Below are 20,253 nucleotides of genomic sequence, written 5' to 3'. Positions count from 1 at the left end.
CCTTCTTAGTTTCCTAAGAAATAAAACATTCTACGACTTTTTTGATTAATACCCATTCCGCTTTTTTTTCTTCTAAGTACTCTTTCCCTGAATCAGTGATTCTATAATAGGTTCTTTTTTTCCCGTGAGTAATTTGTCCTGGAAATGAGTCAATAAATCCATTTTTTTCTAGTCGATTAAACGCTGAATACAACGTCGTTTCTTTGATTGAATAATTATTTTCAGATATTTCCGTTATCCTTTTAGAAATGGCATAACCATACGAATCACCTTCTGATAAAACGGATAATATAAATGTATCATTGTATCCTCTTATCGCATCACTGCCGATCATCGGAACACCTCCAATTACTCCACCTAACGTACTACGACTATCGTTGTAATTTAGTATATCATGATTACTACGACAGGTAAAGTAAATATAATAAAAAAAGTGACTAAGATAAAACTCTTCGAGTCCTATCCTAGTCATATAAATTTAAATAAGTAGTAAGATTTTTTTTTGAGAGGAATCTCTCTTATTAGCTACTTAAATTGTGTCCCCATTGAAAATAGAATTTTTAACGATTACATAATCTACTTTACGAATAGCTTCAAGATCGCGGCCACCAGCGTAAGAAATTGATGATTGTAAATCCTGTTGCATCTCCACTAAAGTTTCCGCTAGACTTCCTTTATGTTGCAGCCAAATTTTCTTTCCTTCAACATTTTTCTTTTCACCTTTTTGGAATTCAGAAGCACTACCAAAATATTCTTTATAGACCACACCGTCTTCTACTTTTGTTTCTCCAGGAGATTCTTCATGTCCGGCAAACAATGAACCAATCATAACCATTGTTGCACCAAAACGAACTGATTTTGCAACGTCTCCATGTGTACGGATACCGCCATCTGCAATAATTGGTTTACGAGCTGCTTTTGCACACCAACGCAATGCAGCTAATTGCCAGCCTCCAGTACCAAAACCTGTTTTAATTTTTGTAATACACACTTTCCCAGGTCCAATACCGACTTTTGTTGCATCTGCTCCAGCATTTTCAAGTTCACGAACCGCTTCTGGTGTCCCTACATTTCCAGCGATAACAAAGGTATCCGGCAAATGTTTTTTCAAATGCTGAATCATATTGATCACTGCATTTGAATGTCCATGGGCAATATCGATTGTTACATAATCAGGTACTAAATTACGCTCCGCCAATTCTTCCACAAAGCGATATTCCCCTTCTTTGACACCAACGCTAATTGATGTAATCAATCCTTTAGCATTCATTTTTTCCATAAATGGAATTCGAGCACTTTCATCAAAGCGATGCATAATATAAAAATAATCATTTTTCGCTAAAAACTCTGCAATTTCTTCATCAATGATCGTCTGCATGTTTGCAGGTACGACCGGCATTTTAAAGGTATGTTTCCCTAATTTTACTACTGTATCACATTCAGAACGGCTGTTCACGATACATTTATTGGGAATCAACTGGACATCTTCGTAATCAAAAACTTTCATACTCTATTGCCTCCTAGCAAGTTCTATTAAAAATACGCAAAAACACGAACATTAAACTTGAGATCGTTCGTATTTTCGAACGCCTATGCTAATCTACACCATTTTCAGAAGAAAGTCAAAGGTCAATAACGAAAAATAGTTAATTTCATCACTGATTGTTCGTCTTTTGGCAACTTAATCATCTTAAACTGCATTTAATTCTTTTTTCTCTACTTTTATTTTTTCATCTGCTTGTTTTTCAACAGGTAATATACGATTTAAAAGAATCGCTGCAATGGATGCAGTTGCAACTGATGAACCAAACAAATAGTTTAAAAAAGGAGGAAGCGCTTGAATAAACTCTTTTGGTATCAACGTTAAAGCTAATGTTACGATCATTGGAATCGCAATCACGTACATCTCTTTTTCGCCAATCTCAACTTCTTTGATTACTTTGATTCCACTAATCGAAATGATTCCGCAGACGATTACAAACACACCCCCAATGACGGGAGATGGAATCGAAGAAATCAATGTAGATAGTTTACCAGACAAACCAAAAACAATAAACCAAGCCCCAGCGGCCGCAAATACTTTTTTACTCGCAACACCAGTAATCGAAATAATTCCTGCATTCGTTGAGTATCCAGTCACAGGAGTTGAACCAAGTAATGATGCAATCAAGCAGCCGATTCCTTCGCCAATTACTCCTTTATTGATCTTTTCATCCGATAAGGGTTGCTCACAAACATTGCTGACTGCAAACCACGTCCCTGTCGTTTCAGCCATTAATACAATATAAATAATCACCATCGTCAATATAGAAGATAGATCAAATGAAAACCGAAAATCAACAAACGGTACTTGAGGAATACTGAACATCTGAGCTTTTGATACAGCAGATAAATCAAGGATTCCCATAAATTGAGCAGCAAAACAGCCAATAATTAAGGCTAAAATGACTGACGAGATTCGAAAGATTCTTCCTTTTCCAGGAAAACGCGAGCCAATCATTGCAAAAATGACTAGTGATCCAGCCGCAATAATAGCCAAAATAATATTTTGTCCTAAATCACCCGAAGCTGTAAAAACATTATCATTCAGCGCCACAGGCATTAAAGATAAGCCTACAATAAAAATAATTGTCCCGCCAACAATCGGAGGTACAAATGCTTGAATTAGACGATTAAAAATACCTGTTACCCCTAAAATAATCACTAAAATCGCACCAATCAAACTAGCACCCAAAACAGTTCCCCAACCGTTACCATTTTGGTTGTTAGCAAAATAAACTCCTGCAATCGCTCCAATTGGGATAAATGAAGGCCCTTGGGCAACTGGTAGCTTCATACAAAAATACGACTGAATAATTGTGGCGATCCCAGCCGCAATAAATGTGGATTGGATCAATGCCGAAGATTCTTTTGTTGTCAAACCAATAATCGATGCAATAATAAAAGGCACAACATAAACATCCATTGCTAAAACATGCTGAATCCCCAACAAGGCAGATTGACCAATTGACAAATCATCATTAGGTCCTACGGTTAATTTTGATTTTTTTGTTTGATTTTCTGACATATCAATCTTCCACCCCTTGTTTTCCCATAGTTTTATTGTAAACATTTCGTCCTTGGATCCATACTTCTTCGATATTTTCTGGACGCGCTAGATAGAGAATCTTTTGGAAAATATCCATCAAAGGTTCCTCTTTCTCAAAAATAGGCAACTCTTTTGTGTCAATAATTTGAATGTCCCACGCATAATCAGGGGCTAATTTACCGATAGGCAAACTAAGGGACTCACCTCCACCTGCTGTTGCTAGAAAAAAAGCTTCATTCAATGTAATACTTGAATTAGGAACGCCTCTTTTTTGGCTGCAACAGTCTTTGTCCACCCCATCTTCCAACATTCTAGAAGAAATCACTGCTTGCCTAATATTATCAAACAAGCTTGGCGAAAAACCACCGGAAATATCACTCCCTAAGCCAACCTCTACCCTGTACTCATGCAGCAATTTTGCAACAGGAGTAACCGCATTGCCAAAATACGCGTTAGAAATCGGACAATGAGCAACTGCTGTTCCCTTTTCAGCGAATAAGGTCATATCTTCATCCGAAAGAAAACCACAATGAGCCATCACTGCCTTTTCAGTTAACAAACCAAAATCATTTAAGGCAAAGGCATCACTTTTACCAAAACGTTCCTTTACAAAGGAATGGGCCCAGTCACTTTCACTACAATGAGATTGAATGTGTACATCATATTTAGCAGCTAATTCACCTAATCCTCGCAAAGATTCATCCGAACAGCTTGGAATAAATCTAGGCGTTACAACTGGATAAACTCCCTGAGGCGTTGTTTCATTTAATACCAATACATCTTTAATAAATAATTCTGTCTCTTGAATAGCACTCTCAGATGATAAGTCACGATAATAAGCAGGATTTTGTTCTTGATCATCCATCACGACTTTTCCAACTAATCCTCTTTGCCCTTTTTTACTACAAATTTCCGCTAATCGAACACTTGCTTTTCGATGAACTGTGGCAAAATACAAAGCAGTTGTTGTGCCATTTTTTATTAATTGATCCACTAAACTACCATAAACTTTTTCCGCAAATTGTTCATCAGAAAATTTTGCCTCAAGTGGAAAGGTATACGCATTCAGCCACTCGTATAAAGGTAAATCCAACGCAGTTCCTGCTTGTGCCCATTGTGGCGCATGAATGTGGAGGTCAATAAATCCAGGTAAAATATATTGCCCGTGTGTCAAGACTTTCAATTTATTTTTATGCGAATACTCATGAATTATCTCTGAATACTCCTTTTCATCTGAAGAAACAATTTTTGCAATAATACCTGAATCTGAGATACAAAACAAAGAATTTTCGAACACTTTTACATTTTTTTGATCAACGCTTGAAAATGCAGTTCCTTTAATGACATATTTAAACAAAATATATGCTCCTCTCATAACAATACAAAAATATTATATACAATCTTTCGTCTTTATTCCATATTTTTCTTTAAAAACTTAAGGAACCACCCATGAAAACATCTAAAAAGCGAACGTTAGTAAAAGATAGTCTACTTTTTAACTGAAAGATTCAAATAGCAAAAACGAAATTTCTTTAAAAGACTACTTTTTCTTAAACTCGTTTAACATTTTATCTCAGAAGAAATGCGAATGCCTTTTGAATCTTTCACCAATTGAGTTATACTTATAACAGAGTCATATTTACTAGGAGGTCAATCGTTATGCTAAAAATTGAACGAATCCAAACAGGAGAAATCCAAGAGAATTGTTACTTAATTTATAATGAAAACAATCTTTTGATTATTGATCCTGGAGCTGAAGCAGGGAAAATAATCGCTTTAATTGAAAAAACTGAAAAAAAGCCACTTGCTATTCTTTTAACACATACGCATTATGATCATATTGGTGCCGTAGAAGATATTCGCCATCATTACAATATTCCTGTGTACGTCAGCCCATTAGAGCAAGAATGGCTGTCAAACCCTATCTTTAATCTATCTGGTTTAGGTCGCCATGATGATATCGCCGACATTATCGTTCAGCCCGCAGAGAAAGAATTTGAACTAACTGATTATGATTTAGGCGGAATTAAATTTTCTGTTGTTCCCACCCCTGGACATTCGATTGGCAGCTTAAGTTTTATTTTTGAGGATTTTGTTGTGACAGGTGACGCTCTTTTTAAAGGCAGCATTGGTCGAACTGATTTGCATACTGGTGATATGCAGCAGTTGCTACACAGCATCCAAACCTATCTTTTCACGCTACCTGGTGAATTTCCAGCTTACCCTGGACATGGTGATGCTACAACAATAGAACACGAAAAGAAAACCAATCCTTTTTTCAACTAATTTAAATCACTTTGGGAGGTAAGACGATGAACGAACCGACTGTACTCTATATTATTCGACACGGTAAGACGATGTTTAACACAATTGGACGAACACAAGGTTGGTCAGATACACCTTTAACTAAAGAAGGCGAAGAAGTTATCCGATATCTAGGCATCGGTTTAAAAGATATTGTGTTTAAGGAAGCTTTTTCAAGTGATAGCGGACGTGCTATGCAGACAGCTCGGATAATTTTACAAGAGCATTGCATGGGTGCTGAGATTCCGTATACAACAGATAGTCGTATTCGTGAATGGTGTTTTGGTTCTTTAGATGGAGGATACGATGGAGAACTTTGGGGTGTCGTGCCTCGCATATTAGCATTTAAAAATTATGAAGATATGATGACCAATCGAATTAGCTATAAAGACTTAGCTGACGCGATTATCGCAGCAGATACTGCAAATTGGGCGGAACCATATGAGAAAATCAAGGAACGGGTCTGGAGTGGTTTTGAAGATATTGCCTATCAACGTGAAAAAAATGGCGGTGGCAATGTAATGATTGTTTCCCATGGTTTAACGATTTCATTCCTACTATCATTGATTGATCCTACACTACCAATGCAGATTGGTTTAGAAAATGGCAGCGTTACTAAACTGATTTATGAAAATGGTCAATTTATAATTGATAGTGTTAATGATACACATTATATTGATGCTGGTAGAAAAAGTTGATTCTTTAAAATTTTGCACTAAAAAGGAACTGGTTAGCCGATCGATCACTTCGTCAGGCTAACCAGTTCTTTCTAGTTCTTATTTATACTTTAAGGGGGCATTAAATTCAAAAAACATACAAGTCTCTTACATTATAGTGTCATTTGCGCTTGGGCAACTCCTATTTCATCCCCAGCAATAACACTGCCTGTTTTGACAAGATCAAACTGTTTCAATGCATCCATATTCGTTATAACGACAACCATATCCACTGGTTTTCCCGCCATAGCGATTTGTTCTATATCAACATTTGCAATTAATGTATGTTTTGTTACTTTCATCCCTTCGCTTACCTTTATATCAAACGGAGTCCCGTTAAGCTCTACAGTATCAATACCCATATGAAGTAATATTTCTAAGCCATTGTCCATCTTCAATCCAACAGCATGTTTTGTTTGAAAAACACTAAGGATTTTCCCTTCAATTGGTGAATAGATTTCTTTTTTTGAAGGAATGATTGCAAATCCATCGCCCATCATTTTTTTTGAAAAAACAGGGTCATTGACTTCGCTGATTGGCACTAAATTTCCTGTAGCCACAGCATACAACGTTTCATTTAATCGCCCCGTTTTGTTTTTTTTCAAAAATCCAAACATTTCTTTTCCCTCCATTTACAACGAATAGTAACAGTATAGAAAATTCTCAGAATAATTACAAGAATGTACATGCAGCTTTCTAACTTTTTCTAATCTAAAACAAAAGATTGTTGGTTTTTTTGACATGAAAAGGTATACTGTTATTGATTTAATATTATAAGCTAGAAAGGATTGAACCTATGCTTTTATCAAATTTATGGAAAGCAATTTTTCTTGGCATTATTGAAGGAGTAACTGAATGGCTTCCGATTAGTAGTACCGGTCATTTAATCTTAGTTGATGAATTCATTAAGATGAACCTGAGTAAAGACTTTATGGAAATGTTTAATGTGGTTATTCAACTGGGCGCAATCATGGCCGTTGTTGTACTTTATTTTCATAAGTTAAACCCTTTCTCACCGCAAAAAAATGAGGTTGAGAAAAAAGATACTTGGATACTCTGGTCAAAAGTTGTGGTTGCAGTTGCACCCGCTGCGATTATTGGTATTCCCCTAGACGACTGGTTAGAAGCAAAGTTCCATAACTTCTTTACCGTTTCATTAATGTTAATTGTTTATGGGATTGCATTTGTTGTCATTGAAAAAAGAAATCGAACTCGTGAACCTAAATGTACTGATTTAAATAATTTCACTTATAAGGCTGCCGCTATTGTTGGTTTCTTCCAAGTGCTGTCATTAATTCCTGGTACATCTCGTTCAGGGGCAACGATTCTAGGTGCTATTATCATTGGTGCTTCACGTTTTGTCGCAACAGAATTTTCATTTTTCCTTGGAATACCTGTGATGTTCGGCGCAAGTTTTTTAAAAATTGTAAAGTTCATCATGAAAGGAAATTCATTTGGCTTTAGTGAAACTTTTATTCTATTGACTGGTTCACTTGTGGCCTTTGTCGTTTCTATTATCGTCATCAAATTCTTGTTGAATTATTTAAAACGAAACGATTTCACTGCGTTTGGTTGGTATCGTATCATACTTGGCGTCTTACTTATTAGTTACTGGTTATTCTCGTAATTGTTGGTGGGCCAAGATTGAACTTTCCTTTATTTTATATTTTTATTTAAAAGGTCTGAAACAGTATGTTTCAGGCCTTTTTTAATAACGATGATACTGTTTTTTTCAATCCATTTATTGATAATGATTATCAATATTAATTAGAATTAATCTATTTAAAAAAATAGATAAACACTTATAATACAATCATCTATCAATTGATAACTACTATCATTCTCATTTAGAATATTCTATTATCAATTAGAATCAATTTGTGTTATGCTCTTTATGAGGAGTGATATGTATGAAATTTTCAGATGAAAAAAAAGCTATTCTATCTACTATTTTCTGTTTGTTATTTATGATTATCGGTTTTATTTTAGAAAAATCAGGCATAAGATTTTATCCCATCAGCTTCACATTGGCCATTTTCTTTGGAGGATTTAAGCAAACCAAAGATGGACTGCTTGAGACCTTAAAAAATCGACATCTCAATGTTGATTTATTGATGGCTTTAGCCGCAATCGGCGCTTGTATGATTGGTCATTGGTTTGAAGGTGCTATGTTAACTTTTATTTTTTGCCTTAGCGGTGCATTGGAAGAATATACAACAAATAAAAGTAAAAAAGAGATCGCCAGCCTAATGAATATGCAACCAGAAACAGCTCTTTTACTTAATTCAAATGGTAAAACTACTGAAGTGCCTGTCAATCAATTACAGATTGGAGATTCACTACTTGTTCCTAAAGGGGCTAGTATCCCTATTGATGGCAAACTTATGCTTGGCTCTTCTACGATTGACGAAGCTGCCATCACTGGTGAATCTGTCCCAGTTGAGAAACAAGAAGATGATACTTTATTTGGCTGAACAATTAATTTAGGCGAAGCAATTACAATGACTGTGACTAAGGCTAGCAATGATACTTTATTTGCTAAAATCATTCGCTTAGTTGAAGAAGCACAAAGTACACCGTCAAAAACCGCAAGCTTTATCGAAACATTAGAAAATATCTACGTAAAAATTATACTAATTGCTATTCCATTGATGATTTTGATCCCTTATCTATTTTTAGGTTGGTCTTTTACTGAAAGCTTTTATAGAGGAATGGTTTTATTAGTTGTTGCATCCCCCTGTGCACTCGTAGCTTCAGCTACACCAGCAACATTAGCAGCTATTTCTAATGGCGCTAGAAATGGTGTATTATTCAAAGGAGGCGTCTATTTAGAAAATTTAGCATCGTTAAAAGCAATTGCCTTTGATAAAACGGGGACCTTAACTCGTGGTGTTCCAGTTGTTACTGATGCTGAATTTTTAACAGATAAACAAGAAGCGCTAAACATTCTTGTAGCGATGGAAAGACACTCTACTCATCCCTTAGCTCAAGCGATCGTTTCCCGTTTTGACGATGAAAGCACTGAAAAATATAGTCAGATTAACATAAAAAACATCGTTGGCTTTGGAATGGAAACATTAGTGAACTCAACCACTTGGCGAGTGGGAAAAAAAACATTCAACGATCAAGTAATAATCTCTACAGAGTTACAAAATAAAGTAGAACAACTTCAAGAAAATGGAAAAACTGTTATTTACTTATTTAGAAATCAAGATGTCGTAGCTTATTTTGGACTACTAGATACTCCTAAACCAGAGGCAAAAAAAGCCATCTACTATTTTAAAAAAGCCGGTATCCATACTACAATGATTACTGGAGATCATGAAAAAACAGCCAATGCCGTTGCTTCTTCTCTCGAAATTGATGATGTTTATGCAAATTGTTTACCTGAAGATAAAACAAACTTGATTAAAGAACAAAAAGAAACATACGGTATAAATGCAATGGTTGGTGATGGAATTAACGATGCGCCTGCTTTAGCAAATGCAGCTATTGGCGTCGCAATGGGTAAAGGTACGGACATCGCAATGGATATTGCTGATATGGTATTGATGCAAAATGATTTAGAGAAATTACAAATGAGTCATTTATTGTCTAAAAAATTAAAAAGAATCGTTACACAAAATATCGTTTTTTCATCAGTTGTGATTTTCGTACTGATTTTATCTAATTTTTTCCAGATCATTAACCTTCCATTAGGGGTAATTGGACATGAAGGCAGTACGATTTTAGTGATCTTAAACGGATTAAGAATGCTTCGAACAATTCCTATACAAGAAACATCATCTATAAAAAAAGTCCATTCACAAATGGCAAAATCAGCCTGATTACTGGGGTTGGGAGAACAGCCTACTAAAGATTAGAGAGTAAAGTCATCGATGGATGAATTTACTCTCTATTTTCTTTTTTTTAAATTTATACTAGCCTATTTTTTGCCTCTAATTGCTGATTATAAATCTTTTCCCTCCAAATCAATGAATAATATTCCTTTATGACGACAACTCATATTACCAATATAGTACTATTTCTCTTCCATTAATTGAAGTAAGAATCAATAATTTTACTGTTAAGGAAAAAAACTTGTCATCTTTTATTGCAATGCCTGTGTGGATTAGGTATAATGATTAGTGTTGAATTACATATGGAATTTCCTGTGTAAGACCTTAATTTATCGGAGGTGAAAGAAATGCCGAATATTGAATCTGCAATTAAACGTGTACGTACTAACGCTAATAAGAATGCTCAAAATTCATCTCAAAAAAATGCTATGCGTACAGCTATCAAGAAATTTGAAGATGCTGTAGCTGCTGGTGCTGACAATGTGGATGCGTTATATAAAGAAGCTGCTAAAGCTGTTGATATGGCTGAAACAAAAGGACTAATCCATAAAAACAAAGCAAGCCGCGACAAATCTCGCCTAAGCAAAAAATTAGCAAAATAATGATTTAATGGAAGTTAACATTTTTGTTAGCTTCTTTTTTTATAAAAAAATACGAATAAAAAACGTACTAGTTTTTTATCCGCATTATAATTCCACCAACAGTATTATTCCAAACTACTTTGTATTTCAAGCCCTTTTCGATCGATTTGAATCCAATATTCAGAAATTTTTTGCTCTTTTACTAGATAAACAGCGCTGGCAAGTTGGATGATCTTTTTGTCATCCTTTGTCCGTCCTGTTTGTTTCCAACGGACATATACTTTATTACACTCTGCAATCATCTCTTGTATATTTAATTCAAACTGACCGTAATGCTCTTTCATTTCTTTAACATGCTCAATATAATCTTGCGGGGATCGCATTATTGTATATTCGTTTTCAGATTGAACTTGGTGAGCAATTACTTCTTCATGCATATAATCATATGCTGCAGGAAGATTCTTTCCTGAACGAACTTCTTTAAAAAACGATTCTATAATCATTTTTGACTCATTCAAAAATAGACACTCCTTCCCTAGGAATCGTTCCTTTAACGAATTATCCTGCTGCTGCTTGTCTTGAAAGTTTCAAAATAAATAATTCAAAAAGTAATTCTTTATCCATTTTACCTGTTTTCATGCCAAAATCATTTTCGACTAATTCGTCATAAATTGTCTCTAAACGATCCAACTCAAATCGTCGTACTTGTTGCAAAGCTAACTTCACACGATAAGGATGAATTTTTAAGGTCTCAGCAATATTTGCTTGCTGATAACCTAGTTTTGCTAAAATTTTTGTTTGGAGAAATAAACGAATCTGATTGAGTAAAATTGCGTTTAACTTGATTGTCTCTTCTCCTTGCAGCAATAAGTCTTCGTACAATTGGATTGCTTTTTCGGCATTCCCAGACAATACATCATTGGTCAAATCAAATACATTATGCTCTAAAGATTTTGGGACTAATTCTTTAACACTATTTAATGTAATGACTTTATTTTCTGAAGCAAATAAAAATAATTTTTGTAGCTCCCCCATCACTTTAGATAAATTTAAATCTGTTAACTGCAATAATAAATCAAAGGCTTCTGGTCGAATCTCATAACCTTCACTTTGGATTGTTTGCTCTACATATTGACGTACTTCACGTTCCCCCATTGGGTTGACATCGACAATATTTGCTTTCTTTTTCAACGCTTTAGTCACTTTTTTACGCTCATCCAATTTTTCAACATTTGCAATAAAGACTAAAATTGTTGTAGGTGATGGTTGCTCCAAATAAGCTAGTAGACTATCTATATCATGCTCAATCCCATTCGTTTTTCGCTCGGCTGTCAAAAAATACGGGTGCTCAATAAACACTAAACGGTAATCACCAAAGAAAGGAATCGTTTCAGCTTCTTCCATTGCTACAGACAATGGAACTTCTTCCATATCAAACGTAGAATAATTGAATTGATCATCTTCTGTTTTAATTAACTGACTCATGAGTTCTGTTTTAAAAAGTTCACTTAAATAACCTTCTGTTCCTTGTATTAAATAGACAGAAGAAAATTGCTGTTGCCTTACCTGTTTTAATGCTTCTTGTAAGTTCATAATTCCCCTCTTTTCTCTTTTCAATCCTATCATGACCACCACAAAAATGCTAGTTTTCTTGGATGATTTTTTTAGCGGATAATCTATTGGAAAACGGTGTCCATTCATAGTAAATCATCCCATTTTGATCTGTTCTATAGATCTTCACGTTCTCCTTTTTCAATGTATGAAGTGTTTCTTCATGTGGGTGTTTGAATCGATTATTCCTACCACAAGAAATGATTGCCTCTACGGGGTTAATTTTTTTTATAAATGAAGCATCTGTAGATGTTTTACTTCCATGATGCCCCACTTTTAAAACATCAATGTTTAGAGCTGAAAACTGCTTCATTAATTGTTGCTCTCCCTCTTTTTCTAAATCTCCTGTAAATAAAAAGCGTCGTCCTCCAATTTTTGTATAAAGTACCATAGAATCCTTATTTTCACCCGTTCCAGTATTTTGGGGCGCAAGAATTTGTAAAGGAATCGAAGAATCAAGATTCGTATTCGCCAAAACACCGACACATTTTGTTCCTGTTTGTTTCAACTTTTTGAGCATTTTACGAAATATCGGTTTCTTTTCTGTCCCCTTCGGAAAATAAAGATATCGAATCGGTATTTTCTCATTGATCGTCAGTAAATCTCCACAATGATCTACGTCCCCATGGCTAATCAAGACTTTATCCAAGTATTTAACTCCTTTACTCTTTAAAAAGGGAATCACAGAGAATTCTGCATTGCTTTTTTGGTTTGCCTTTACTGTCCAATGTTCTTTTTCAAAGCCAACTTTACCACCTGTATCAATCAAAATATTTTCTTGATGAAAAGGCGTTTGAATAAAGATACTATCTCCTTGTCCGACATCAATAAAAGCCAACATCCCCGTTGGTAAAAAGTATTTATTTTGTATCATTAAAAAAAAGATAACACTAATTATATAGTTCTTTTTCGACTTAATATAAATCAAGTGTAATAATAACAATAGACACAGACTTATTATCAGAAAAAATATTGGAGAAAAAGCTCCAGTCACCAAGGTAAATGTACTGTATTGGCTAAGCCATTGAAATAACCCTTGCTGCATAAGAAAATAAGCTTCTAGGCCATGAATTAATATATTTGATTTGAATACAAAAGAAATGAGTAGACTAGTACTTAAAAGAGGTAAAATGAGCTGCTCAAAGACGGGTAATAATAAAAATGTAAATAAACTACTAGTCACTTGCCATTCAAAAAAGTAAGACCGACCAACGGGATTATTGAGATATTTAGAAGAAACGAAAAATAATACATTTGTAAATAACGATTTTTGACTCTATTTGCTATAGGATAAACATAGAGAATGAAAAAAGACAGACCATAACTTAATTGTCCACCTACTGAAAATAACAAGTACGGTTTTATCACCAGAGCTATCAGTAAAGTAAGACTCCAACAATCCAGAGCTGACAATCGCCACTTAAATTGTTTATTACTTAAAGAAATCATACTTTGTATTAATGCCCGAACGACACTGACTGAAAATCCTGTTAATCCTGCATAAATAATTGAAAACAAGAACTGTAATCCAAATAATCGCTCAACACTTACTCCACTTCTCAAAATAAAGTACCTAAAACACCCCACAAAAAACGTAACATGCATTCCTGAAAGACTAAATAAATGCAATATACCTAAGTCGGCTAACATTGCTTCCTTTTGCGAAAATTCGCTTGACCTAAAACCAAAAAGGAGTGTTTTAAGATGCAATGATGTTTCTTTGAGAAAATTTTCTGTACAATAATCAACTGCTTTTTTGCGGAAAAAACTTAGCCAAGAGGATAGTTCATAGATTTTAGGTGTCCTAATTTTGACTTTGCTTATTCGACTTATTTTAAGCGTTTGATAGATATTTTTATGTTTTAAAAATTTTTGATAGTCAAAACCATTAAGATTTGTTTGAGTAAGAGGTGTTTCAACATTACCTAAAAGCTGGATATTAATTATGTTATTTTCTCCTTGCCATTGTCGTTTCTCCTGTTCCGATGAAAATTAGTAAAAAGCCATGACTTTCCGCGTCTTATTTTCTGCGTATAAAAAATGGCCTTCCATTTGTAAACGGTCACCGTCAATCTCAATCTTATCAGGTAACACAGTTAACTCGCCAGCAATGTCAACGAGTTCTGGAAGTTTCGATTGCTTTTCTTTATTTAATGTTACACAACATGAACTTGCTACCATACTTAAACCTATTAAACTACTAAGAATAACAGGATTATTCCTTGTGCAAAGAACCCTAACCAGAAAACAAAAACACACGATGCCCGTTAGCCAGCTAGGTTCTAAAATCAAAAAAACTGTTCCTATTGATAACAATACTGGAAAGATCCAGTAATTACTGATCTGCTTGAGATACTTCTTCACTCGAAGCAGGCTCTTCTCCTAATTGTAATTCAGCAAAATATTTCTTTGATAACGTTACTTGATCTACGGTCGCACCGACCTCTTTGATCAACGCAAGTGCATATTCATTATTTCGGTAATCCTTTAAATAATGAATTTTTTTAATGCCAGCTTGCAAAATCATTTTTGTGCACTGTAAACATGGAAAATGGGTCACGTATATCTCGGCTCCTTCTGTAGGAATGCCAAATTTTGCACACTGTAAAATCGCATTCATTTCTGCATGAATCGTCCTCACACAATGCCCATCAACCATATAACAGCCATCATCGATACAATGAACGTCACCACTAACTGATCCATTATATCCACCGGCAATGATCCGCTTATCTCTTACAACGGTTGCCCCTACTTCTAATCTCGTACACGTACTTCTTAAAGATAATAAAACACTTTGAGCCATAAAATATTGGTCCCACGGGATTCGTTCTAATGTCATTTGTTTACTCCTTCTTTATAAGTGCTTATTTATTTTTATTTTTGCTGATGATTAAATTAATACTAGGTATACAAATAGTAAATTATAGGAAAAGTCTCGTCAAGAACTTACACAAGAATTTATTGAAAATAGCGAGTTTATCGATCCTATAGCAACATTCAACTCTTTTATGAGGAGATCACGTCTTTTAATTTTTCAAATGTTTTATCCCCAAATCCTGAAATATTTTTTATCTCTTCAATGCCTTTAAAACCGCCATTTTCTTCACGATAGCGAATAATTTCTTGCGCCTTTTTTTGGCCAACACCGGGTAACGCTTGTAATTCTGATTCGTTTGCCTGATTGATATTAATTTTTTCCGTGTCTTTGCTTGATTTATCCTGACTATCTGCTGGTTTCTGATCATCTGAAATGACTTCTCCAATCAAAGGAACATAAATAACCATCTGATCAGATATTCTTTTAGAAAAATTCACTTGTTTTGTGTCCGCATCTTCACGCACTCCACCTGCAAGCATGATGGCATCCCAAACACGCATATTCCCTGTTCCTTCATACATACCGGGCTTTTTTACAGCTCCTTTGATATCCACATAAATTTCATTAGGCTGGCTCTCACTTTGACTTGTATAAGAAGCTGTCGTCGAAGATATCGCAAAATCTTCATCCGTCGAATGATCAGGCTTAAAGAACATGAAACTAACCACTGCACAAATAAAGAGTATTACAATTGCACATCCTAGCAAAATAAAGTATCGATACTTTTGTATAAACGCTTGATAATCCATTTCTTTCCCTCCTTCATAATAAAGATACGCAATCTATTTTCTTTTCAATGATAGAAAAAAAGAAAGTTCATCGTATAATATAGTAAGAAGGTGATCATAAGGTGGAAAAGGAAATTATTGACTTATTAATCAAAAAAGATTTTTTGGGGTTGGAAAAATTGATTGATCTTTTAGGGACAGATATTGTCAAATGTATTCGAGCTGTTTTAAATCATTCAAATGAAAAAGCCTATCACAAAGAGGTTGAAAATGAGGTGTTTTATCGGATTTGGCAAAAAATTGATTCGTTCGATGAAAATAAAAGTAGTTTAAAAACATGGAGTTTAACTATCACGCGTAATAGTTGTCTTGATAAAAAAAGGAGGATTATTCGTGAACAAAGAATGATACCAATGGAACAGTTGCCAGAAAGTACTTTCGACAGCAAGTATTTTGAAAAAGAAAACTTTTTGGATTTATTGATTTTTTTATCTAAAGAAGATCAATTAATCTTTTTAAAATATTATTACTATCAAGACACGCCAAATGAAATCGCAAAAGAATTGAAAATGGACGTTTCTCAAGTCTATAATCATCTTTCTCGAGGTAGAAAAAAGCTGAAGCAACTATTAGAAAAAGGAGGATTTTAAGATGTCCAATCCATTTAAAGTGATCATTCATCAAATCAATAAAGAAATCACTGGTACCTCAAAAAAAGAATTAAATATCCACCAAAAAAAAGCCTTGTTTAATCAAACGAAAATGTATATTTTTCTACAAGACTTTATTCAAAAACTAGAACCTTATTTAGAAATGGATGAACAAATTAAAGCCTATCTACCACTAACAACTGATGGTCAAAATGTCTCTGCTGTCGGTTTGGGTCTACTTGGAATGTATCATCCTGAATCTGAAGAAGCAAAAGCATATGTAAAAAATTTTAACGATCTTAGAGGAAACCGACTCTTGATTTTTACAAATCAACGAATGATTTTTACAACAATCATTGAATTTTTAGATAAAAAAACATTTTTCAGTTATCCGTATAGAACAATCAAAGCAATCACTTTAAAGCAAAATAAAATGACCTATTTTGATTGGGATGATTCGTTCCCTCCAAAACGTGTGCCTATTTATACGTATACCTTTGATTTTGAATCAGAAAATCATATTTTTTCTGAATTGCTTGGTCAGCGAGATGTTGATATTTTGAAAAGACAACTAGATGAAATTCCTGCACTAAAAAAAATTATTGTCATACAAGAAATATATCGCCAAAAACGGTTTGATCGGATTGTAAATAACCCTATATTTGCTTATAGATTTAGTTATTATGTCTTTAATCTTTTAGCAATCATTGTATTGCTACTCTTTGCTTTAGGCATTTTTTTCCATATAGGACCTTTTAAAGTCTAGTTTAATTTTTCTCTCTTTATAACTTTAAGTTGTCTTTTAAACTAATATGAGGCTGTGACAGAAGTAACTTTTCTGCCACAGCCTCATCAATGATTGTTATTTTTCTTTCAATGTCTCAAGGTAATCCAGTGCTTCTTGAACATTTTTCACTGGTATGATTTTCATTTTTGTTCCAATTTTTTCAGCGGCAGATTTTGCCTCTTCATAATTGGTTTTGATGCCTGGTTCAGCTTTTTTCATGTCTTTTGTAATCTCATCATCTGGTGCAAAAAATAGTTCAACATTATTTTTACTAGCTGTTACCACTTTTTTATCAATGCCCCCAATGCGACCGACAATTCCTTCACTGTTGATCGTTCCTGTACCAGCTATTTTATGCCCTTTACGTATCTCTTTTTGTGTTAATTGTTCATAAGTTTCTAAGGTAAACATTAAGCCTGCTGAAGGACCTCCTATATCTCCTGCGTCGATTTCAACTGGAATTGATGCATCGATCTCAGTATGATCGGTCAGACCGATTCCTATTCCTGCTTTTTTATCAGTTGGTAATTCAATTAAGTTCCCTGTTGCTTTTTTAGCTTTACCATCTTGTATATAGCTAACTGTTACTTCTTGTCCAACTTTTTGATTTTTAACGTAATCAACAAATTCTTCGCTACTTTTAAATGTTTTTCCATCAATACCTGTAACAGTATCTCCTACTGAAATTTTCCCTTTAAAGCTTGAGTTATCTTCAATGGCCAAAACGTAAACACCTTTAAAGCTCATTTTATAGGGAACCTCTGCAAGTTTTAATGCTTGCTCAATTGCAGCGTTTTTTGAAGAATCCATATAATACTGTTGAATTCGTTCATATTCACTATTAGTGCTTGTTCCCATCAGTTCCTTTTTACTAATCAACTCTTCAAAAGACGATAATTTAGCCTTTAATGCTGATCCCAGCGTGGCTTTGCGTACCCCGACTGTCGTCAGATAAAAGGCTCCGGGTGCTGAGTCTTTTTTGTTATTAACAGTAACAAATTCCTTTAGGTTTTCTGTAGTCCCAGGTCCTTCTATGTAATAAGGAATTGGGAAAAGCAGAATAATAATCAAACTAATCACCAGTATAAAAGGCAACATTGATTTTATTGATAACTTTTCTTCTTCATTATTCATTGGCTCTCATCTCACGATTCTTTTGATTTAATGATTCTTTGACAACATCAGGTAAATAAGTAGAGACATCTCCGCCAAATTTTAGCACTTCTTTTAATAAACTTGAACTGATATGCGCATACTTTTCATCTGCTAACAAAAAAACCGTTTCTAATTCAGAAGCTAGATGATGATTCATTGCTGCTATGTCTTTTTCATATTCATAATCTTTTACATTTCTAATGCCGCGTATCAAAAACTCCGCGCCTAACTCTTGGGCACTTTCCACAGTGAGTTTATTTGGTTGAGCAATAACTTCAACATTCTCAAACTTTTTTGTTGCTTCTTTTATCATTATTATTTTTTCTTCTAATGTAAAAAGAGACAATTTGCTCGTATTAATAAAAACACCAATAATCACCTTATCGAACAATTTTGCGCTCCGTGCAATAAGATTCAAATGACCGTTTGTTAAAGGATCGAAGCTTCCTGGAAAAAGAGCAATTCTACCCATTTTTCTCCTCCTATTTATATATAGAAATTTGTGTAATGCCATAAATTGTTTCTCGATACTTTGTCAAATTGCGAATCTCTTCAGGTAGATCAACAGATTTGTCCGTCTCGCACACAATCATTGCATCTTCATTTAACAAGTTTAAATCAAGCATTTGATTGATTTGTTTTTCTATTTCTTGCTTCGCATAAGGTGGATCTAATAAGACTAAATCAATTTTTGTCCCTGCATCTTTTAAATACTCAATGGCTTTAGTAGCATCCATTTTTCTGACAAGAAATTTTTCTGGTTCTTTTGTAATCGAAATATTTTCATTAATGACTTTAATCGCTGCAAAATTTTTTTCAATACATATACCTAAATCCATCCCTCTAGAAACCGCCTCAATCGCTAGTCCACCACTTCCAGCATATAAATCTAACGCGGTTCCTCCATCAAAGTAAGGACCAATCATATTAAATATTGATTCTTTAACTTTATCAGTTGTTGGACGGGTGTTATCTCCGTCTAGAGCTTTTAGCCGTCTGCCGCCATATTCTCCAGATATCACTCTCATCTTGTTTCTCTCCTTTTGCTTCTAGTCTTTCATAGCTACCTACATAGTATATCAAATATACAGAAAAAAGATGAAAAATGTTTGAACTTCTTACACATTTTCCATCTCATTGATTACACATTTTCAGCTAGTCGAATTTGAGTATTTAATTCTTCTACTTCGAATCCTTCTTCTTTTTCATATTGATACGCAGCTTTTGTTCCAATTTTTTCTGCAAAATTCATTTCAACATCTGGACGATAAGAACGTTCAACTTTGCGGACAAAATGCAATCCATTGATTTTTGCTTCCGAAGCTTCAATATCTTCTTCGTTCATATAAATAACAACATATTTCATACGCCGAGACACATAGTGAATCAGTCCGTACCTCTTTAGCGTTTTTAATTGTTTTAAACTATAAACCCAAACGACTAAACAGCGCCGTTTTTGAATAGTTAAACCTTTACCTTCATTAACTTGCATGACAACTACCTCCACACCCCGAATGTTTACCTTTTTCAAAGAAAGGATTTCCAGCATCTACTTTAATATCTTCTGAAATTGTTTGCGCCACAGCCATACCAATTAAATCCAGGATTGTTTGTACCGCCGTTTCAGAAAAACGAAATTCAGCTACTTCTTCACTCATATCTAATGCTCGTTTTGCTTGACGCACAGCTCTTTGTTTCGTACGAAAATCCGGTGCATGATTGCCATACGCTTCAATTCGTTCAAAAGAATCTTTTGCATCTAAAAACGCTTTTTGTTTTTCTCTAACATCACCCGAATGATACATCGCTTGGCGATTTGTTTTATACGACTCAATCGTTTCACTCATCAGAATAGCTTGGACAAGTTTTTCGGTTTGATCTTCTATTTCAAAAAGTTTTTCCGTCACAATCAT

22 protein-coding genes and 2 pseudogenes are annotated in these 20,253 nt (G+C 34.4%); 7 read left to right on the top strand and 17 right to left on the bottom strand.

The genetic code is table 11. The annotated features are described in order from the left end of the window. Nucleotides 1-13 precede the first annotated feature (13 nt). The 4 genes from A5880_RS15370 to guaD all read right to left on the bottom strand — a co-directional run bounded on the left by A5880_RS15370 (nucleotide 14) and on the right by guaD (nucleotide 4,445). Complete coding sequence (locus tag A5880_RS15370; protein ID WP_086329935.1) at nucleotides 14-334, bottom strand: PadR family transcriptional regulator; 321 nt, start codon at nucleotides 332-334, stop codon at nucleotides 14-16. A 195-nt stretch (nucleotides 335-529) separates the two neighbouring features. Continuing rightward, a complete protein-coding gene (gene guaC, locus A5880_RS15365; protein ID WP_086329934.1) occupies nucleotides 530-1,507 on the bottom strand; it encodes a GMP reductase in 978 nt (325 codons plus the stop codon). Nucleotides 1,508-1,690: 183 nt separating this feature from the next. Next, a complete protein-coding gene (locus A5880_RS15360; protein WP_086329933.1) occupies nucleotides 1,691-3,067 on the bottom strand; it encodes a uracil-xanthine permease family protein in 1,377 nt (458 codons plus the stop codon). A gap of 1 nt (nucleotide 3,068) precedes the next feature. Beyond that, a complete protein-coding gene (gene guaD, locus A5880_RS15355) occupies nucleotides 3,069-4,445 on the bottom strand; it encodes a guanine deaminase (RefSeq protein ID WP_179190367.1) in 1,377 nt (458 codons plus the stop codon). A 302-nt stretch (nucleotides 4,446-4,747) separates the two neighbouring features. Between guaD and A5880_RS15350 the strand changes: the two genes are divergently transcribed. Next, on the top strand, nucleotides 4,748-5,374 hold the full coding sequence (locus A5880_RS15350) for an MBL fold metallo-hydrolase (protein ID WP_086329931.1): 627 nt from the start codon (nucleotides 4,748-4,750) through the stop codon (nucleotides 5,372-5,374). A gap of 26 nt (nucleotides 5,375-5,400) precedes the next feature. Continuing rightward, a complete protein-coding gene (locus A5880_RS15345) occupies nucleotides 5,401-6,090 on the top strand; it encodes a histidine phosphatase family protein (protein WP_086329930.1) in 690 nt (229 codons plus the stop codon). A gap of 131 nt (nucleotides 6,091-6,221) precedes the next feature. Here the strand turns inward: A5880_RS15345 and A5880_RS15340 are convergent, their stop codons facing one another. After that, nucleotides 6,222-6,725, bottom strand: a complete 504-nt coding sequence (locus A5880_RS15340; RefSeq protein ID WP_086329929.1) for a PTS sugar transporter subunit IIA — start codon at nucleotides 6,723-6,725, stop codon at nucleotides 6,222-6,224. Between the two features lie 179 nt (nucleotides 6,726-6,904). Between A5880_RS15340 and A5880_RS15335 the strand changes: the two genes are divergently transcribed. From A5880_RS15335 to rpsT, 3 genes and pseudogenes are all read left to right on the top strand, one after another. After that, nucleotides 6,905-7,735, top strand: coding sequence for an undecaprenyl-diphosphate phosphatase (locus tag A5880_RS15335; RefSeq protein WP_086329928.1), 831 nt, complete (start codon nucleotides 6,905-6,907; stop codon nucleotides 7,733-7,735). A 283-nt stretch (nucleotides 7,736-8,018) separates the two neighbouring features. After that, nucleotides 8,019-9,935 (top strand): annotated as a pseudogene (locus A5880_RS15330) (heavy metal translocating P-type ATPase). Between the two features lie 359 nt (nucleotides 9,936-10,294). Beyond that, the gene (gene rpsT, locus A5880_RS15325) at nucleotides 10,295-10,549 is read left to right on the top strand and encodes a 30S ribosomal protein S20 (RefSeq protein WP_086312889.1); all 255 of its coding nucleotides are present in this window, start codon (nucleotides 10,295-10,297) and stop codon (nucleotides 10,547-10,549) included. A gap of 104 nt (nucleotides 10,550-10,653) precedes the next feature. Here rpsT and A5880_RS15320 read toward each other — a convergent pair whose 3' ends face one another. From A5880_RS15320 to A5880_RS15290, 7 genes are all read right to left on the bottom strand, one after another. Then, entirely contained in the window at nucleotides 10,654-11,046 is a 393-nt protein-coding gene (locus A5880_RS15320) for an ester cyclase (protein WP_218776210.1), read from the bottom strand. A gap of 40 nt (nucleotides 11,047-11,086) precedes the next feature. After that, on the bottom strand, nucleotides 11,087-12,121 hold the full coding sequence (gene holA, locus A5880_RS15315; RefSeq protein WP_086329927.1) for a DNA polymerase III subunit delta: 1,035 nt from the start codon (nucleotides 12,119-12,121) through the stop codon (nucleotides 11,087-11,089). A gap of 49 nt (nucleotides 12,122-12,170) precedes the next feature. Further along, on the bottom strand, nucleotides 12,171-13,322 hold the full coding sequence (locus tag A5880_RS15310) for a DNA internalization-related competence protein ComEC/Rec2 (RefSeq protein ID WP_336577217.1): 1,152 nt from the start codon (nucleotides 13,320-13,322) through the stop codon (nucleotides 12,171-12,173). Beyond that, entirely contained in the window at nucleotides 13,319-13,789 is a 471-nt protein-coding gene (locus A5880_RS15305; RefSeq protein ID WP_336577247.1) for a ComEC/Rec2 family competence protein, read from the bottom strand. The genes A5880_RS15310 and A5880_RS15305 overlap by 4 nt, the downstream gene beginning before the upstream one ends. Nucleotides 13,790-14,131: 342 nt before the next feature. Beyond that, the gene (locus tag A5880_RS15300; RefSeq protein ID WP_256924789.1) at nucleotides 14,132-14,320 is read right to left on the bottom strand and encodes a hypothetical protein; all 189 of its coding nucleotides are present in this window, start codon (nucleotides 14,318-14,320) and stop codon (nucleotides 14,132-14,134) included. 154 nt (nucleotides 14,321-14,474) lie between these two features. Beyond that, on the bottom strand, nucleotides 14,475-14,981 hold the full coding sequence (locus A5880_RS15295; RefSeq protein ID WP_086329926.1) for a ComE operon protein 2: 507 nt from the start codon (nucleotides 14,979-14,981) through the stop codon (nucleotides 14,475-14,477). 167 nt (nucleotides 14,982-15,148) lie between these two features. After that, nucleotides 15,149-15,769 (bottom strand): helix-hairpin-helix domain-containing protein, encoded by a 621-nt coding sequence (locus A5880_RS15290; protein ID WP_086329925.1) that lies wholly within the window; start codon nucleotides 15,767-15,769, stop codon nucleotides 15,149-15,151. Between the two features lie 101 nt (nucleotides 15,770-15,870). On the opposite strand from A5880_RS15290, the gene A5880_RS15285 reads away from it, so the two are divergent. Together A5880_RS15285 and A5880_RS15280 are read left to right on the top strand one after the other, a co-directional pair. Then, nucleotides 15,871-16,398, top strand: a complete 528-nt coding sequence (locus tag A5880_RS15285) for a sigma-70 family RNA polymerase sigma factor (RefSeq protein WP_086329924.1) — start codon at nucleotides 15,871-15,873, stop codon at nucleotides 16,396-16,398. Nucleotide 16,399: 1 nt separating this feature from the next. After that, nucleotides 16,400-17,164, top strand: a complete 765-nt coding sequence (locus tag A5880_RS15280) for a PH domain-containing protein (protein ID WP_086329923.1) — start codon at nucleotides 16,400-16,402, stop codon at nucleotides 17,162-17,164. A 96-nt stretch (nucleotides 17,165-17,260) separates the two neighbouring features. Here the strand turns inward: A5880_RS15280 and A5880_RS15275 are convergent, their stop codons facing one another. The 5 genes and pseudogenes from A5880_RS15275 to A5880_RS15255 all read right to left on the bottom strand — a co-directional run bounded on the left by A5880_RS15275 (nucleotide 17,261) and on the right by A5880_RS15255 (nucleotide 20,253). Further along, nucleotides 17,261-18,319, bottom strand: a complete 1,059-nt coding sequence (locus tag A5880_RS15275) for a SepM family pheromone-processing serine protease (protein ID WP_086329922.1) — start codon at nucleotides 18,317-18,319, stop codon at nucleotides 17,261-17,263. Next, nucleotides 18,312-18,812, bottom strand: coding sequence for a pantetheine-phosphate adenylyltransferase (coaD, locus tag A5880_RS15270; protein WP_086329921.1), 501 nt, complete (start codon nucleotides 18,810-18,812; stop codon nucleotides 18,312-18,314). Before coaD ends, A5880_RS15275 begins: the two co-directional genes overlap by 8 nt. Nucleotides 18,813-18,822: 10 nt before the next feature. Continuing rightward, nucleotides 18,823-19,371, bottom strand: a pseudogene (rsmD, locus tag A5880_RS15265) (16S rRNA (guanine(966)-N(2))-methyltransferase RsmD); the annotation flags it as partial. A gap of 110 nt (nucleotides 19,372-19,481) precedes the next feature. After that, on the bottom strand, nucleotides 19,482-19,832 hold the full coding sequence (locus tag A5880_RS15260; protein ID WP_086329919.1) for a YlbG family protein: 351 nt from the start codon (nucleotides 19,830-19,832) through the stop codon (nucleotides 19,482-19,484). Next, nucleotides 19,822-20,253, bottom strand: a complete 432-nt coding sequence (locus A5880_RS15255) for a YlbF/YmcA family competence regulator (RefSeq protein WP_086329918.1) — start codon at nucleotides 20,251-20,253, stop codon at nucleotides 19,822-19,824. The genes A5880_RS15260 and A5880_RS15255 overlap by 11 nt, the downstream gene beginning before the upstream one ends.

This window comes from Enterococcus sp. 4G2_DIV0659 (assembly GCF_002140715.2).
GTDB classification, from domain to species: Bacteria; Bacillota; Bacilli; order Lactobacillales; family Enterococcaceae; genus Enterococcus_L; species Enterococcus_L mansonii.
The sequence above is the reverse complement of the archived record's forward strand: the minus strand, read 5'-3'. Positions and strand labels throughout refer to the sequence as shown.

Excerpts from the sequence above, each read along its gene's own strand:
- A5880_RS15345 (WP_086329930.1), top strand. The coding sequence starts at position 5,401 with ATGAACGAACCGACTGTACTCTATATTATTCGACACGGTAAGACGATG.
- A5880_RS15255 (WP_086329918.1), bottom strand. The coding sequence starts at position 20,253 with ATGATTGTGACGGAAAAACTTTTTGAAATAGAAGATCAAACCGAAAAA.
- A5880_RS15350 (WP_086329931.1), top strand. The coding sequence starts at position 4,748 with ATGCTAAAAATTGAACGAATCCAAACAGGAGAAATCCAAGAGAATTGT.
- A5880_RS15290 (WP_086329925.1), bottom strand. The coding sequence starts at position 15,769 with ATGGATTATCAAGCGTTTATACAAAAGTATCGATACTTTATTTTGCTA.
- A5880_RS15370 (WP_086329935.1), bottom strand. The coding sequence starts at position 334 with ATGATCGGCAGTGATGCGATAAGAGGATACAATGATACATTTATATTA.
- holA (WP_086329927.1), bottom strand. The coding sequence starts at position 12,121 with ATGAACTTACAAGAAGCATTAAAACAGGTAAGGCAACAGCAATTTTCT.
- A5880_RS15260 (WP_086329919.1), bottom strand. The coding sequence starts at position 19,832 with ATGCAAGTTAATGAAGGTAAAGGTTTAACTATTCAAAAACGGCGCTGT.
- A5880_RS15305 (WP_336577247.1), bottom strand. The coding sequence starts at position 13,789 with ATGTTAGCCGACTTAGGTATATTGCATTTATTTAGTCTTTCAGGAATG.
- guaC (WP_086329934.1), bottom strand. The coding sequence starts at position 1,507 with ATGAAAGTTTTTGATTACGAAGATGTCCAGTTGATTCCCAATAAATGT.
- A5880_RS15340 (WP_086329929.1), bottom strand. The coding sequence starts at position 6,725 with ATGTTTGGATTTTTGAAAAAAAACAAAACGGGGCGATTAAATGAAACG.
- A5880_RS15335 (WP_086329928.1), top strand. The coding sequence starts at position 6,905 with ATGCTTTTATCAAATTTATGGAAAGCAATTTTTCTTGGCATTATTGAA.
- A5880_RS15295 (WP_086329926.1), bottom strand. The coding sequence starts at position 14,981 with ATGACATTAGAACGAATCCCGTGGGACCAATATTTTATGGCTCAAAGT.
- A5880_RS15300 (WP_256924789.1), bottom strand. The coding sequence starts at position 14,320 with ATGGTAGCAAGTTCATGTTGTGTAACATTAAATAAAGAAAAGCAATCG.
- coaD (WP_086329921.1), bottom strand. The coding sequence starts at position 18,812 with ATGGGTAGAATTGCTCTTTTTCCAGGAAGCTTCGATCCTTTAACAAAC.
- A5880_RS15280 (WP_086329923.1), top strand. The coding sequence starts at position 16,400 with ATGTCCAATCCATTTAAAGTGATCATTCATCAAATCAATAAAGAAATC.
- rpsT (WP_086312889.1), top strand. The coding sequence starts at position 10,295 with ATGCCGAATATTGAATCTGCAATTAAACGTGTACGTACTAACGCTAAT.
- A5880_RS15360 (WP_086329933.1), bottom strand. The coding sequence starts at position 3,067 with ATGTCAGAAAATCAAACAAAAAAATCAAAATTAACCGTAGGACCTAAT.
- A5880_RS15275 (WP_086329922.1), bottom strand. The coding sequence starts at position 18,319 with ATGAATAATGAAGAAGAAAAGTTATCAATAAAATCAATGTTGCCTTTT.